Annotated in this window: 10 protein-coding genes and 1 pseudogene; 7 read left to right on the top strand and 4 right to left on the bottom strand. The window is 70.0% G+C overall.

Annotated features, from left to right (window positions below):
* Positions 1-77: 77 nt before the first annotated feature.
* A complete protein-coding gene (locus tag ACY5KJ_RS08930; protein WP_462187651.1) occupies positions 78-752 on the bottom strand; it encodes an LON peptidase substrate-binding domain-containing protein in 675 nt (224 codons plus the stop codon).
* A gap of 452 nt (positions 753-1,204) precedes the next feature.
* Between ACY5KJ_RS08930 and ACY5KJ_RS08925 the strand changes: the two genes are divergently transcribed.
* On the top strand, positions 1,205-1,414 hold the full coding sequence (locus ACY5KJ_RS08925; RefSeq protein ID WP_462203161.1) for a hypothetical protein: 210 nt from the start codon (positions 1,205-1,207) through the stop codon (positions 1,412-1,414).
* Between the two features lie 14 nt (positions 1,415-1,428).
* On the opposite strand, the pseudogene ACY5KJ_RS08920 reads toward ACY5KJ_RS08925, so the two are convergent.
* Both ACY5KJ_RS08920 and ACY5KJ_RS08915 read right to left on the bottom strand, forming a co-directional pair.
* Positions 1,429-3,650 (bottom strand): annotated as a pseudogene (locus tag ACY5KJ_RS08920) (hypothetical protein).
* Between the two features lie 404 nt (positions 3,651-4,054).
* Positions 4,055-4,258 (bottom strand): hypothetical protein, encoded by a 204-nt coding sequence (locus ACY5KJ_RS08915; protein ID WP_462187649.1) that lies wholly within the window; start codon positions 4,256-4,258, stop codon positions 4,055-4,057.
* A gap of 150 nt (positions 4,259-4,408) precedes the next feature.
* On the opposite strand from ACY5KJ_RS08915, the gene ACY5KJ_RS08910 reads away from it, so the two are divergent.
* The 3 genes from ACY5KJ_RS08910 (at position 4,409) to ACY5KJ_RS08900 (ending at position 7,424) form a co-directional block, all read left to right on the top strand.
* Entirely contained in the window at positions 4,409-5,347 is a 939-nt protein-coding gene (locus ACY5KJ_RS08910) for a Nif3-like dinuclear metal center hexameric protein (RefSeq protein ID WP_462187648.1), read from the top strand.
* Between the two features lie 146 nt (positions 5,348-5,493).
* Positions 5,494-6,237 carry a zinc ribbon domain-containing protein gene (locus tag ACY5KJ_RS08905; protein ID WP_462187647.1) on the top strand — a complete coding sequence of 248 codons (744 nt, stop codon included), beginning with the start codon at positions 5,494-5,496 and terminating at the stop codon, positions 6,235-6,237.
* A 50-nt stretch (positions 6,238-6,287) separates the two neighbouring features.
* Positions 6,288-7,424: a bifunctional RNase H/acid phosphatase gene (locus tag ACY5KJ_RS08900; RefSeq protein WP_462203160.1), complete on the top strand. Its 1,137-nt coding sequence runs from the start codon at positions 6,288-6,290 to the stop codon at positions 7,422-7,424.
* Positions 7,425-7,431: 7 nt separating this feature from the next.
* On the opposite strand, the gene ACY5KJ_RS08895 is transcribed toward ACY5KJ_RS08900, so the two are convergent.
* Positions 7,432-8,376, bottom strand: coding sequence for a hypothetical protein (locus ACY5KJ_RS08895; protein ID WP_462203162.1), 945 nt, complete (start codon positions 8,374-8,376; stop codon positions 7,432-7,434).
* 134 nt (positions 8,377-8,510) lie between these two features.
* Between ACY5KJ_RS08895 and ACY5KJ_RS08890 the strand changes: the two genes are divergently transcribed.
* From ACY5KJ_RS08890 to ACY5KJ_RS08880, 3 genes are all read left to right on the top strand, one after another.
* Positions 8,511-12,194: a DEAD/DEAH box helicase family protein gene (locus tag ACY5KJ_RS08890; RefSeq protein WP_462187643.1), complete on the top strand. Its 3,684-nt coding sequence runs from the start codon at positions 8,511-8,513 to the stop codon at positions 12,192-12,194.
* A 484-nt stretch (positions 12,195-12,678) separates the two neighbouring features.
* A complete protein-coding gene (locus ACY5KJ_RS08885) occupies positions 12,679-13,761 on the top strand; it encodes a restriction endonuclease subunit S (RefSeq protein WP_462203159.1) in 1,083 nt (360 codons plus the stop codon).
* The gene (locus tag ACY5KJ_RS08880; RefSeq protein ID WP_462203158.1) at positions 13,758-15,287 is read left to right on the top strand and encodes a class I SAM-dependent DNA methyltransferase; all 1,530 of its coding nucleotides are present in this window, start codon (positions 13,758-13,760) and stop codon (positions 15,285-15,287) included. The genes ACY5KJ_RS08885 and ACY5KJ_RS08880 overlap by 4 nt, the downstream gene beginning before the upstream one ends.
* Positions 15,288-15,489: the final 202 nt, after the last annotated feature.

The following is a 15,489-nucleotide window of genomic DNA, read 5'->3' as shown; positions in this document are numbered from 1 at the left end:
GGCTGGGGACTGAGCGTCGATCCCCCCGGACGGGGCGAACGTCCCACGGTTCGGCCCGGGGCCAGTTCGGGTAACGGTCAGTTCGGGCTGGGATCGACTCGGCGCAACTCGCTCGATCCGATGGTGGTGATCTTTTCCAGGAGGCCGATCTCCCGGCGGAGCAGCGCCCGTTCGGCCCGCAGTCGGCTGGCCGCGTCCGGCGCGGCGAGCAGCCCCTGACGTTCGGTGACGTCGGTGACGGCGGCGGCGGCGATCACGTACGAAAGGGCGATCGGGTCGTCGGGGAGGTCCGGCAGCGAGATCTGCACGGTGCCGGTGGCGGCGAGCCGGTCGGCGTAGGTTCGGAGCAGACGCTGGACCGCCGGAACGGTGTCGTCGGTGTCGTCGGTGTCGCCGACGTCCTCCGGCAGGTAATCGACGTCCCCGACGAGGTAGGGCTCGCTGTGCCGGTCCACCGTGCGGATCCGGAACCGGTCACCGCCCACCGTGATGAGCGAGAACCGCCCGTCGGAGTGCTCCTGGACGCGCCGCAGCACGGCGGTGCAGCCCACGTCGTGGATCGCCGGCAGGGCCGGACCCACCTCCCGGCCTCGCCGGATGGCGATCACTCCGAACCGTCGGACCTGGTCAGCGGGCTGCTCGAGCAGTTCCCGCACCAAGATCCGGTACCGTTCCTCGAAGATCTCCAGGGGTAGGACCAGCCCGGGGAGCAGGACCGTCCCAAGCGGGAACAGAGGAAGCCGCTCGCTCAACTGCGGTGCCTTCTTCCTGCCCTGCCCTCTCCGGCCCCGGACGGGACCGGAAGCGGCCGGTGGCGGTCGGGCGAGGACCGCCCGGGGCGGGTCCACGACCAGGAGTCGGACGTTTGTCCCAACTCTGTCCCCCGGTAACCACGGTGTCCATCCAGGAAGGACTGTGATTCTCACCGGGCGCGGGTTCGGGCGCGGGTTCGGGCGGTGGGCTGGGAGCCCGGACGGTGGGCCGCCGGTGTCTGGGGGCCTTCCATCCGGGTTCGTTCGCGGGAGAATAGCCCGGTGTGGGAAACCGAGCCGGAGCTGCTGGTCGTCTTCCACCGGCCGGACCGGGGCTTCTCGACCGGCACGGGTGCCGATCCACTGGCCGAACTGGCCGTCCTCGGCACCGTGACCTCGGCCCTGCGCCCCCGGCTGGCTCTCGTGGCGCTGCCCCCTCGCGGGCGCCGGAGGTGGCTGCCCTGCCCGGGGTGTGCGGGATCTTCGTCGATCAGGTTCCCCCGGCGCTGCGGGAGTCCCTCACCGCCGCCGAGAGCCTGTTCGTCGACGGCTGGCTGGCGCGGAGGGGTGCCAAGCACCGCGATCCCGCGGGTGGTGAGCCCTGGGACACGCCGGGGTACCTCCCGCCCGACCGGCCACCCGGGGCGCCGCCGGCCGGATGACCCCGCGCGGCGGCTCAGAACACGCGCCGGGGGACCGACCATCTCGCACCGGGGCCCGACGAACGCCAGACCATGTGGAGCCGGTCGCCGACGCGGGCGAGCACCTCCAGATGCCCGTCGAAGTTGCTCTGGATCATCGAGACGGCATCCACCCGGCCCAGCTCCGGCGCGAACGGCCGCGGTCCGCTCCAGACCGGGGATGGCGCGCCGTTGTTCCGGTAGAAGTGGATGAGTCCCCGGCCCGCGGCGGGGACGACCACCTCGAAGTTGCGGGAGCCGTCGGGGAAGGCGCTCTGGATGAGCACCGGATTGCCCGTCACGCCCTCGGCGAAGACGGGGCCGGTGCGCCAGACCGCCCTGTTGTCGCGGGTGAGGTGCACGAGCCGGTTGCCGACCCGGGCGACCGCTTCCAACATCCCGTTGCCGCCGCCCAGCGTGCCGTGGATGAGGCTGACGGCGTCGACGCGCCCGAGGTTCGCGCCGAACAGCTATCGGAGTGCTCCACGGAAATCCGTGGATGTCATGGTTGCGCCACAGGTGCAGGATGCCGACGTCCGCGGCGGGCACGAGTAGTTCGAAGTTGCCCTTGCTGCCCAGCCGGCTCTGCACCAGCGACGGAACGCCCCCCACACCCTGGGCGAGGCGGGTCGGCGGGTGCCAGGCGAAGGCACCGGTGGAGTCCCGCCACAGGAAGTACAGCGCCGAGCCGGCCCGGACGGCGACCTCGAGGGGTCCCGGCCTGGCCAGGGTGCTCTGGATCATGGTGACGGCATCGATCCGGCCGAGCTCCTGGGCCGTCTGCCATGGGGCCATCCAGGGGAAGCCGGCCGCGTCGTTGTCCCGCCAGACGTGGGTCAGCCCGGCGAAGGCCGAGGGGACGACGGCGTCGAAGTTGCTGATCCGGCCGAGCCCCCTGGTCTGGACGAGCGCCGGGTTGCCGCTCACTCCGTGGCCCCAGCCGAGGTGGCTGGGGGTGTAGCGGCACAGCGCGAAACTGTTCGAGCGCATCAGGCAGTCGACGGGCGCGGGCGCGCAGGCGTCGCAGTTGCCGTTTGGGGCGTGGAACGCCCCCCCACCGACCGCCGCAGTCGCACTGGGCGCCCGCGTACTCGTCCGGAGCGCCGAAGATGTGGCCGGTCTCGTGGGTGAAGACCCGGTCGATATTGTCCGGTCCCCAGCCGTCGTTGTCGCAGGACATCACGAGCCGGGGACCACCCACTGAGGAGTACGCGAAGTATCCCAGCGGATACTTGGTGAAGAACGCGCAGTAGGCGGACCGGGTGCCGAGCCGGGCCCGGAGCGCGTCGACGTAGTCGTAGACGCCGTCGAAGCTGGCCGCGTGGCCGAGCCGGCTCATGGTGGGGTCACGCCACAGCGCCTCGAGGTCGGGCGCGTTCGGGTCCGCTGGGACGGGCAGCCGCACGATCTGGATGTCGTAGTGGAAGGTCAGGTCGGCCGCCGGGTTCGTGGTCGCGTACCAGGACAACCCGTTCTGCACCTCGGCCACGATCTTGGTGCGTTCCGCGGCGGTCAGTTGCAGTGCGGTGGTCGGCCCTTCCACGAGGATCAGCCCGACGGCCACCGATCCCTCCAGCGCCGCGCTGGTGGGGGAGGGCGCCTGGGTGGTCTGCGCGGCGGTCCGGGTGTCCGCGGGCGCGGCGGTCGGGCTCTGGGCCTCGGCCCGCCCGTTCGCCCGGGCATGCGGTGTCGTCTGGGCATGCGGGGCCGGCCGGTCCGGATCAGGCGAGCTGCCCCGGGGCGGCGGGATGTCGGTGCAGGGCCGGTCCATGTCCCACGGCCGGCCGTCGCGGGGACGTTCCTGCTTGAGATGCCGGTAGGCGGCGCTGGCCCGCAGACGGAAGGCGTCTAGCCCGAGCGTCTCGGCGCGGCTCAGGCCGGGCGACACCCCGGTGGTCGACACGACGCTGCCGTCCGCGGGGGGGAGGACCGTCGCTGCCAGCCGGGCGGCGGCGCGTTCCGCCGTCGCCGTCGCCGTGGAGATGTCCCGAGGCTGGCCCAGCACGTGGACCCTGCCGTAGCGGTGCAGCGGCTGTCGTTCGTTGGCCAGGGTGGGATCGGTTGGCGAGCCGTCGCTCTCGGCGGTCTGGTCGACCCCGTCATCCGAGGATGCGCCGGTGGCTGCGATCGCCGCGAACGCCGCACGGAGTGCTCGGCCCGTCTCCCCGCCGGCCGAGATGATGAGCGCGTGTTCGTCGGCCGGTACGTCCCCCGCCATACTTGATCATTTTCCTTTCGGTGGGGATGGCTGTGCGGAGTTGTATCGTGTTGCGGCTTTGCTGCGCCGGCTTTTGCGAAAACAAGCGCGCAGAGTGCCGATCTGGTACCTTCGCCTGCTTTGGAGTTGAAATGAAATAACTTGCGCGTTTCGAACCCTCCACAGGCCTGTGACCTGCGATGATGCTCTCGATCACGTATTTGTTACTTCATTACGTCCCCTTTGTCCGAAGGGATTGCGCCAACATAGCCGGCGGCGGGCGTCCATCGGCCGGACAGTGGCGCCACGGATCCACCGACTGGGCAGCGCCCAGTCAGATATCGGCTCCGGCGGCTGCCCGTCACCGGCGGCCGCCGGTGACGGACGACCGCCCGCGTGGCTCGGTGGCTCAGCGGCTCGGCGGCTCAGCGCCGGTCCGGAGCGAACGGTGCCTGCGCCGATGGCACGTCGGGCCACATGGCCCCGACGGCGGGCCGTTCCGGCACGCCCATGGCCTCGGCCACCTTGCGCATGATGGCTTCCACCAGCCGGACAGCCTGCGGGGTCGCGAGGTTCAGCACGATCTCGGCATCCCCCGCCACCTGGAATCGCACTGAAACGTCCGCCATGACGACTGCCCTTTCCTCGCGGCTCGCCAGCACATTGCGGGCGTGTTGCCACCGGTGACGTTACAGGGCTGGGGCGACCGCCCGCGCGGCGCCCGGGCGCGGCACCGGGCACTGGCAGGTTGCTGCGACGAAGCGGGTAGGGTCACGGTGGTGACCTTTCCGTCGGCGACAGTGCGTGACTGTGTGGCCGTGCTTGAGCGTTTCTTCCCCCCGTCCTGGGCCGAGTCCTGGGACGCGGTGGGACTGGCGGTGGGTGATCCGGACGCGCCGGTCTCGGCCGTCCTGTTTGCGGTGGATCCGGCCCCAGAGGTGGCGGCCGAGGCCGCCACGGTGGGAGCTCAGCTGCTCGTCACCCACCACCCGCTGGTCCTGCGGGGAGTGCACGGCGTCGCCGAGACCGGTCCGGGCGGGCGGGTCGTGGCCACCCTGATCCGGGCCGGCGTCGCCCTGTACACCGTGCACACGAACGCCGATGTCGCCGCGCCGGGCGTGAGTGACGCGCTTGCCGACGCCCTGGGGTTGCGCGACGTCGCCCCGCTGCTCGGCCCGGGACTGCTGCCCGGCCCGGCCCCGCTGCCCGCTCCGGCGGACGCCGGGGCCGACGAGGGCGGTGTCGGTGATGAGGGTGGTGCCGGTGATGAGGGCGGTGCCGGCGGGGCGAGCGTGTGCCGGGGCCTCGGCCGGATCGGTGACCTGCCCGCGGCCGAGTCCCTGGAACGGTTCTGTGCCCGGGTCGTCCGGGCGCTGCCGGCGACGGCGGGCGGGGTCCGGGCGACGGGTACCGCGGACCGGCTCGTCCGGCGGATCGCGGTGTGCGGCGGCTCGGGGGGAGAACTGGTCGCCGCCGCCGAGGCCGCGGGAGCGGACGTCCTCGTCACCGCGGACGGCCGGCATCACCACGTCCTCGACGCCGTCGGTGCGCACGGGGTCGTGGTGGTCGACGTCGCCCACTGGGCGAGTGAATGGCCGTGGCTGAGCCAGGCCGCCACCCGCCTGCGCGCCGGTCTGCGGGCGGGGGGACGTACGGTGAGCACGTCGGTATCCGCTATCGTGACCGATCCCTGGCGGGTGCACGTTCCGTCCCGGTAGGCGGTGCCGGCGGCGCGCAGGCCCGGGTCACGCGAGGCCCGGGTCACGCGAGGCCCGGGTCACGGAGGGCGCCGCGTCGGGTCGGGCCTGGTCGCCCCGGCCTGGTCGGCCAGGTGTAGTCGTTCAGGCGTACCAGTGAGGAATCGATGAAGGCCGACCCAGCAGTTCAGCTCCGCCTGCTCGATCTGCAGGCGCTCGACACCGGTATCGACCGGTCGGTGGCCCGCCGACGCGGTCTGCCGGAGCACGCCGTCATCACCGAGCGCACCGCCGCGCTGACCTCGTTGGACGGTGAGGTCGTCGGGGTGCAGACCGAGCTGAGCGACGTCGCGCGTGCCCAGCGCAAGCTGGAGAATGAGATCGACCTCGTGCGGACCCGTTCGGCCCGTGACTCCCAGCGGCTTGATTCCGGCGCCGTCTCAACGCCGCGTGAGCTGGAGAACCTGCAAGCGGAGCTCGCCTCGCTGACCCGCCGTCAGGGCGTGCTCGAGGACGACGCGCTCGAGAAGATGGAGATCGTCGAGGGCTTGGAGAGCCGGCTCTCCGCGTTGTCCCAGCAGCGATCGGCCCTGCAGGCCGAGCTCGACGCGGCGGTGGCCGCGCGGGACAAGGCTTACGCCGAGATCGACGCCGAGGTGGCGCGGCTGCGCCACGACCGCGACGCTCTCGTCCCGGAGCTGCCCGAGGCGCTGGTCGCGCTGTACGAGCGGATCCGGGCGTCCTCCAGCGGAGTGGGCGCCGCGGCCCTGCTGCGCCGCCGCTGCCAGGGTTGTCATCTCGAGCTGTCGGGCGGCGACCTGCGCGCCGTGGCGGCGGCGCCGGCAGATGAGGTGGTGCGCTGCGAGGAGTGCCGGCGCATCCTGGTCCGTACCCCCGAATCGGGGCTGTAGCACCGTCGGCGGGACCGCCCGCCTCGGGGTCAGACGAGGGGAGCATGTAGATGGGCACCGTGCGCAGGCTGGTCATCGAGGCCGACGGCGGGTCGCGGGGCAACCCGGGCCCGGCGGGCTACGGAGCCGTGGTCCGCGACGCCGGCTCGGGGAAGCTGCTGGCCGAGCGCGCGGACTCGATCGGGCGCGCCACGAACAACGTCGCCGAGTACTCCGGGCTGATCGCCGGGCTGCGGGCCGCCGCTGAGATCGCCCCGGACGCCGAGGTGGAGGTTCGGATGGACTCCAAGCTCGTTGTCGAGCAGATGAGCGGCCGGTGGAAGGTCAAGCATCCGGCGATGCGGCCGCTGGTGGTTGAGGCGACGGAACTCGCCGCCCGGTTCCCCGCGGTCCGTTTCCAGTGGGTGCCCCGCGCGCGCAACGCCGACGCCGATCGGCTCGCGAACGAGGCGATGGACGCCGCCGCCGCCGGGCGGGCCTGGGAACCCGCGGTCCCGCAGTCCCCGGACCCGGTCCCGCACCGCGCGCCGACGACAAGCCGGCTCTCCGGCTGGATGGCGCCGCCCGCACCACCGACGACGACCGTGTTGCTGCGTCACGGGCAGACCCCGCTCTCGGTGGAGAAGCGGTTCAGCGGGACGGTCGAGGCGGCCCTGACCGACGTCGGGCTCGGCCAGGCCGCGGCCGTGGCGAACCGGCTGCGCGACGAGCCGTTCGATCTCGTCGTCAGTTCGCCGCTGAAGCGGGCCCGGCAGACCGCCGAGGCCCTCGGCCGCGACTATGTCGTCGTCGACGATCTGCGGGAGACCGACTTCGGCGCCTGGGAGGGGCTGACCTTCGCCGAGGTGCGTGAGAAGTTCCCCGACGAGCTCAATGCCTGGCTCGCCGACCCGCACGTCCCGCCGCCCGGCGGGGAGAGCCTGATCGCCACCGTGGCCCGGGTGGCGCGGGTGCGTGACCGGCTGCTCGCCGAGCAGCCGGGCGGGCGGGTCCTCGTCATCTCACACGTCACGCCGATCAAGGGGTTGGCCCAGCTGGCGCTGGCGGCGGAACCGGCCGTGCTCTACCGCCTCCACCTGGATCTGGTGTCGATGACGACCATCGACTGGTACTCCGACGGCCCGGCGGTACTACGCGGGTTCAACGACACCCATCACATGACGGGCCAGACGATCTACGGCGAATAGGGGCAGCTCAGGCGGGTTGAGGCGGGGCCGGCTCCGGCGGAAGATCGTGCTCCTCGAGATAGTAGGCGATGGATGCGTCCCAGACCCATTCCCCCCAGGCGCCGTCGTATGGAATGGTCTCCTCCAGGACGCCGAACTCGTCACGGCGTCTCGAGGCCGTCCACACGTTACCGCGGTCGTCGGCCCAGGCCAGCTCGGTCGGTGCCGTCACCGCGACCCCGAGTTCGTCCGCGACCTTCTGGGCCACGGGGTTGTCGCCCTGCCCGGTCTCGCAGGACAGCAGCCGCACCGGTCGGCCGCGCCAGTTCTCGTCGGCGCGGATGAGCGCGCTGAGCTGCCGGGCGTCGAGCGCGACCTTGCCGACCCGGAATCCCGACGGGTCGCCATGCAGGTCGGCTGTGTAGGTTCCCGGGACCGGCTCGGCGGCCATCGCGGTCCTCCGCATGTCCGTGTCGGACTTCTCGAAGAAGGCGCGTCCATCTCGAGTCGGGAGGCTTTCCCGCCAGATCCTCGTGAGCCGCCACCCCAGCTTCTCCGGTCCGGCCGGCCGATCCTGCTTCCTGGCCGCGTCCATCTCACCGCCGGGCCCGCGGTCGAGCAGCGCGAGCTTGCGTTCCACCGGCGAAGGATCGGTGGACCGCGGGTCCTCTGCCGACCGACGGTCGGCCGGCCACGGGGCACGATCACCCGAGGTGTTCCGTCGATCGAGCGCGTCCAGCTTGGCGTCGATCCTGGAACGTTCCGTCTCCGGCCGCGCCGAGCCTTCAGGGGCCGAGCCTGCGGATGCCAAGCCATCGGATTCGGTGTCGTCGGCGGAAACGGGGGAGTCTGCCTCCGATGATGTGAGCCGGTCGAGCAGCCGCGCCTTCACCTCGGCCTGGCTCGGCCCGGCCCCCGGTCTCCCGGGAGCGGCCGGTGCATCGATGCTCGCATCCGGCCGTTCGATCGACATTGCCACCTACCGTAGCAGTGTCACCACATCATGGCTAGAAACGACCAGTAAGAAGACTTGTCCCCTGATGGATGAGATGTACGTTATGGTAGGCGGCTGGCCTCGTTCCGGAGCCGGTTTCGCGACTCGGACGCGTGGGGGGCGTGGTGGACGGCGCGTTGCGCGCACAGATTGTGAGGTTGGCGCGGGCGTCGCGGAACTTCGGCTTCCTGCTCGACCACGAGCCGCTGCTCGTCCTGTTCGGGGCGAGCGCCGAGTCGTACATCTACCCCGATCCGAACACGTCCCTGATGAAGGCGCGCCAGTTCGGCGAGGCGTTGGCCGAGCGGATGGTTGCCGAGACCGGAACGCGGGCCCGTGGAAACCACCAGGTGGACCGGGTCAACGCGTTGGCCAGGGCCGGTCTGCTGGAGCCTCGCATCAAGCGGGCGTTCGACGCTGTTCGCCGCACGGGCAACGAGGCGGTGCACGGCCATTTCGGTGAGGTCCGGGTGGCGCTCACGATGGTGGGTCACTGCTTCGAGCTGGGGGTGTGGTTCCACCGCTTTCTCACCGGTGACCGGACGGTGTTCGCCTTCGTCCCGCCGGCCGCCCCGGACCCGTCGGCGGCGTCGGCGGCGCCGTCTGCCGCGGAGGCGACCGAGCTACGCCGGCTGCGCGAGGAGCTCGCCGCCTACCGGGATCGCCTGGCTGAGACGGGGCTCCGCCTCGACGGCAGCCATGACCGGCTGGCGGCGGAGCGGACCGCCCGGGCGGAGGCCGAGCAGGCACTCGCCCACGCTCAGGCGGAGATGCAGGCGCTGCATTCCACCGTTGTGGATCTCCATGGGCGGATCTCGACGCTCACGGTGGTCTCTTCCGCGGACCGGTCCGATGCGCAGGTCGGTGGTGCGGTCGAGGGGATGGTGTTCGACGCCGACGCCGACGCGATGTCGGTGCGTGAGGTGCTGTCCCCGCAGACCGGCGTGCGGGTATCCGGGGTGGGCGGCCGTGAGCGGCGGACGACGGCGGACGAGCGTGAGGCGTTCATCCAACGGGCCAGGGTGGCGGCCCGCGAGCCGCGCACGGAGGTCCAGGTCCGGGCCGAGGTCGACCGGCTGCTGTGGGCGGCCGGATGGGTCGTGCAGGACGTCTCCGCGCTGAACCTGTTCGCCGCCGACGGGGTGGCGGTGCGTGAGGAGCGCACGGCCTCCGGTCCGGCCGACTACTTGCTGTACGTCAACCAGGCGCTGGTCGGTGTGATCGAGGCGAAGCGGGAGGGGACGCCGCTCACCCAGGTAGAGAGCCAGTCCGCCCGATACGCGGAGACGTTGACGAAGGAGCAGCGGATGGCCGCCTGGCGTGCCCCGCTGCCGTTCCGGTACGAGACAACGGCGGTGGAGACCCAGTTCACCAACGACCTCGACCCCGCACCGAGAGCCCGGCGGGTCTTCTCCTTCCATCAGCCGGCGACACTGGCCCGATGGATGCGGGAGGCCGACGAGGACCCGGCGTACCCGACCCTGCGGGCCAGGCTCGCCGCGATGCCGGCGGCGTTTCCGCTGGCCACCGGGTCGCTGCGGCCGGCGCAGGTCGACGCGGTGACCGGGCTGGAACGTTCGCTCGCCGCCGGCCGGCCGCGGGCGCTGATCCAGATGGCGACCGGTGCGGGAAAGACGTACGCGGCCGTGACCGCGAGCTGCCGGCTGCTGCGCCACGCGCGGGCCCGCCGCGTCCTGTTCCTGGTGGACCGCAACAACCTGGGCCGGCAGGCGCGCACCGAGTTCTCCGGCTACCCGATCCCGGATGACGGCCGCCGGTTCACCGACCTGTACAACGCCGAGATCCTCGCCGGCTCGGGGATGGCCGACTCCTGGCAGGTGGTTATCTCGACGGTCCAGCGGCTGTACGCGGTGCTGTCGGGCCGCAGCGTGCCGGATGCCGACACCGACGACCCGGACCTCGACGACGGCCCGGCGGAGATGGGCGACGAGGACGCCGAGCCGGCCGCCGTATCCTACAACGCCGACCTGCCGCCGGAGAGTTTCGACCTCATCATCATCGACGAGTGTCACCGTTCCATCTACGGGAAATGGCGGGCGGTGCTGGAGTACTTCGAGGCCTTCCAGGTCGGGCTCACCGCGACTCCGACGAAGCAGACGCTGGGGTACTTCCAGCGGAACCTGGTAAGCGAGTACACCAACCAGCAGGCGGTGGCGGACAAGGTCAACGTCGACTTCGACGTCTACCGCATCCGCACGAAGCATGGCGAGCGGGGCGACACCATCGAGGCCGGCATCACCGTGCCGCGCCGTGACCGGCGGACCCGGGCGCAGCGGTACGAGGAGCTGGACGACGACTTCAGCTACGGCCCGAACCAGCTCGGCCGATCCGTCATCAGCGAGGGAAACCTCGACCTGGTGCTCACGACGTTCCGGGACAGGCTGTTCACCGAGATCTTCCCGGGCCGCACCGAGGTGCCGAAGACGCTGGTGTTCGCCCGCGACGACAACCACGCTGACGAGATCGTCCGCAGGATCCGGGAGGTCTTCAACCGGGGCAACGACTTCGCCGCGAAAATCACCTACTCGGTACGGAACACCGAGGAGCTGCTGGCCTCGTTCCGGAACTCGGCGGAGCTCCGCGTCGTCGTCACCGTCGACATGATCTCCACCGGGACGGATGTGCGTCCGCTGGAATGCCTGCTGTTCCTGCGCAACCCGAAGAGCCCGGTCGCCTTCGAGCAGATGAAGGGGCGCGGCGCGCGGACGATCGACCCGACCGAGTTCCAGAGCGTCACCCCGGACGTGCGCACCAAGGACCGGTTCGTACTGGTCGACGCGATCGGCGTCGTCGACACGAAGCGGGTGGACGCGGCCCCACTGACCCGGCATACCGAACGGCAGATCAGCCTGGAGGCGTTGCTGCGCAAGGCCGGCAGCCTGGAGATCACCGCAGCGGAAACGGCGACACTCGCCTCCCGGCTCGCCCGGCTCAACCAGCAGCTCACCGCCGAGGAACGTACCGAGCTGGAGGCCCTCGCGCAGACGCCGCTGACGTCCGTGATCGGCAGCCTGATCCAGGCCGCCGACCCGGACCGGCTGGCCGACGCCGAGGCCGCCGGCCCGGCCGCTATCCGCGAGCTGGTGAAGGCGGCGGTGCGCCCGCTGGCGGCCGATCCCGCCCTACGCGCCCGCATGCTGGAGATCCGCCGCGCCCACGAGATCACCATCGACGAGGTGAACGCGGACGTCCTGCTCTCCGCCGGGGGCGTCGACCGGACCGAGCTGGCGCGCGATCAGGTCACCTCCTGGCGGGCGTTCCTCCGCGAGCACCACGACGAGATCGCTCTGATCGAGGCGTCCTACGAGCACGGCGGCGGGCCGCGGCCGGTGTACGCCCAGGTGATCGAGCTGGCGGCGCGGATCGCCCGACCACCGTACCTGTGGTCGCCGACTACGCTGTGGCGGCCGTACCGGGTGCTGGGGCTGGCGCCGGAGGAGCCGGAGGTAAATTACGGACCATTGGATCTGATCGGGCTGATCCGCTATGAGCTGGGCGTTGACGTCCAGCCGCGACCCCACCGGACCGTCGTCGAGGAGCGGTTCACCGCCTGGCTCGCCGCGCAGCGGCACGTCGGCGTCACGTTCACCCGCGACCAGACGTGGTGGCTGGAGAAGATCAAGGAGATCGTGGTGAGTGCGGCGGGCTTCGCTGACGGCGACTTGGACGAGTGGCCGTTCACTCAACGCGGCGGAACGGACGGTTTCCTGGCCGCCTTCGGTAATGACCGCGCCAGCACCGTCCTCGGCACCCTCCGCGCCGGCCTCACCGCATGACCGACCTCCCCCCGGCTGGGAATGGGCCTGTCTGGAAGACCTGCTGGCGGTAGAACCCAGAGCCATCACCGACGGGCCTTTTGGGTCGAACCTGGCTTCGCGCCACTACACTTCGTCGGGTGCCAGAGTGATTCGCCTTCAGAACATTGGTGACGGTGCTTTCAACGACAGCGACAAGGCTTATATAGACCTCGATCATTTCGAGGAGTTGCGTGCGCACGAAGTGCACGCGGGTGACCTCGTTGCTGCCTCGCTGGGTGGGGAACTCCCTCGGGCATGTATTGTTCCGGATCTCGGAGTGCCAGCTGTCGTGAAGGCCGATTGTATTCGGGTTCGGCCCCACCCTTCCATCGAACCGAGTTGGCTGCTTCATGCCCTGACCTCACCGCGGTCTCGAAGATATTCGGCGTCCAAGATCAGGGGAGTCGGTCGACCTCGTCTTGGCCTCGGGGAGCTGCGACGTGTACCTCTCCCGGTGCCTCCGTTGGTCGAGCAGCGCCGCATTGTCGCAGTCCTCGAAGGGTCGCTTGAGAGAATCAGGCAAGGCGTAGGCGGGTTGGAACGTACGTTATTGCAAATTGATCATCTGCGAAGTTCGTTGCTGTCGGCGGTGTGCTTCGGCAGGGTTGGTCGGTGGGCCGACGCGCCACGTGTCACATTTCTTCATGATCGAGTGTCGGTAGACGGTGATGTTCCGGGGATTCCACTGGAGTGGCACTGGTGCCGTCTTGGAGAGATCGCCGACGTGGTGGGTGGGGTGACCAAGGACGGCAAGAAGAAATCCGACCCGGACCTTCCTGAGGTTCCGTACCTGCGTGTGGCGAATGTGCAGCGAGGTTATCTGGATCTTGCGAAGATATCGACGATCCGGGTGCCCGCAGCCAAGGCTCGTGCGCTCACTCTTCAGCCGGGCGATGTTCTTCTGAACGAAGGTGGGGACCGCGATAAGCTTGGACGTGGGTGGGTGTGGGACGGACAGATCGACGGGTGTATTCACCAGAACCATGTATTTCGAGTTCGTCTGTATGACGGAATTCTGCATCCGAAGCTGCTCGCTTGGCATGCCAACGAGTTCGGTCAGGGCTGGTGCGAGAAAAATGGTCGGCAGAGCGTCAACCTCGCCTCGATCAGCTTGTCCCAGATCAAGCGGCTTCCCGTTCCGATTCCCCCGGTAGAAGCACAGGCTGATCTGGTCAGCGCAGCCGAAGAATGGCTGAGTGTCCTGGACACCGGCGAGCGTCTGGTGCGTGGAGGTCTCGCGAAGGCTACCGTGCTACGGAAGGCGTTGTTGGCGGAGGCATTCACGGGGCGGCTGGTGGCGCAGGATCCGGCGGATGAGTCGGCGTCGGTGTTGTTGGAGCGGATCCGGGCGGAGCGGGCGGGTGCGGTGAAGGCGCCGAGGCGGCGGCCACGCAAGCTTCCGGCGCAGGAGGGGCAGTCTGCGGCGGCGGTGGGGACCGCGTCCCGGCCGATGGGAGAGTGGGCCTCCGTCGAGGCCGTCGTGTCCGCGCCGATGCTGCCGCTCGACGATGTTGCCATCGATAACGACAAGGATGTGCTGGGGTGAGCGCGAAGGCACGGCAGCTCGTCGCGAAGCTGTGGAACTACTGCGACGTGCTGCGCGATGACGGCGTCTCCACCATCGACTACGTCGAGCAGTTGACCTACCTGCTGTTCCTGAAGATGGCGCACGAGCGGGCTTACCGGAGCTTCAACCCGGACGTAGCCCTGCGGCCAGTCGCGGACCGGTGGCAGAAGCTGCTCGACTACGACGGCGACGACCTGGAGACCGCGTACCGACACACCTTGGAGGATCTCGCCAAGGAGGCGGGCATGCTCGGCGTGATCTTCCGCAAGGCGCAGAACCGCATCCAGGATCCGGCGAAGCTCAAGCGGCTTATCGTCGATCTGATTGAGAAGGAGGAGTGGTCGTCGACCGGTGTCGACGTGAAGGGTGACGCCTATGAGGAGCTGCTGGCCAAGAGCGCCGAGGATATCAAGTCCGGCGCCGGCCAGTACTTCACTCCCCGCGCGCTGACCGCGGCCATGGTCGACTGCCTCCAGCCGGGTCCGGACGACACGGTCTTCGATCCTGCCTGCGGCACCGGCGGCTTCCTGCTGGCCGCCGCCGACTACATCCAGCGCCATCATGGCGCCACGCTGTCGCCGGAGCAGCGCGCCGGCTTCAGCCGCGGAAAGATCCGGGGTATGGAGCTGGTAGACGGCACCGCCCGGCTCGCCGCGATGAACATGCTGCTGCACGGCATCGGCCACCCCAACGGCAACACCCTCATCGACGTCGGGGGCGCGCTCGCCGGCCGGTACGGCGGGAATCCGACGATGATCCTCGCCAACCCGCCGTTCGGCAAGAAGTCCTCAATCACCGTGATCGGTGAGGACGGCCGCGCTGGCCGGGACGATATTGCGTACAGCCGGCAGGACTTCTGGACGACGACCACGAACAAGCAGCTCAACTTCGTCCAGCACATCGCGTCGTCGCTGGACGTGGACGGCCGGGCCGCCGTCGTCGTGCCCGACAACGTGCTGTTCGAGGGCGGGGCGGGGGAAACGGTCCGCCGCCGGCTGCTGGCGGAATACGACGTCCACACCCTGCTGCGGCTGCCCACCGGTATCTTCTACGCCGGCGGGGTCAAGGCGAACGTGCTGTTCTTCGACAGGCGCCGGGCTCGGCCGGGCACGCCGTGGACGGCGACCCTGTGGGTGTACGACCTGCGGGTCGGCCAGCACTTCACGTTGAAGCAGAATCCGCTGCGCCGCGAGCACCTCGGCGACTTCGTCGCCTGCTACCGGCCGGGGGAACCGCGCGGCACCCGCACCGAGTCCGAGCGGTTCCGCCCGTTCGACTACGATGAGCTGGCCGCTCGGGACAAGGCGAACCTCGACATCACCTGGCTGCGCGACCCCAGCCTTGACGACGCCGACAGCCTGCTACCTCCCGACGTCATCGCCCGTGAGATCGTTGAGGATCTCCAGGCCGCCCTGGTCGAGTTCTCCGCCATCGTAGACGCCCTCGCGGCCAACCGCTCCGCCGACGCCACCGCTACACCGGACGATGCCGCCTCGTCCGACTGAGACCTTGCGGTGTGAAAGGGCCTGACGCGCCGCGACCCCATCCCGTGGTCCGCGTCGCGGGTTCGACACGGACGTTTAGTCCACCACGTCTGGACGCAGCCCTGCACCGCGGCCTAGGGCCTGTTTGGGAAGTATGTCCCGAGGCTGGCCGTGGATCTGATGGTGATTTTCGGATTGCATGATCCGTTGTGTGGTGCGGGGT

Source organism: Frankia sp. CcWB3 (genome assembly GCF_977927595.1).
This window is presented reverse-complemented; position numbering and strand designations above follow the sequence as displayed.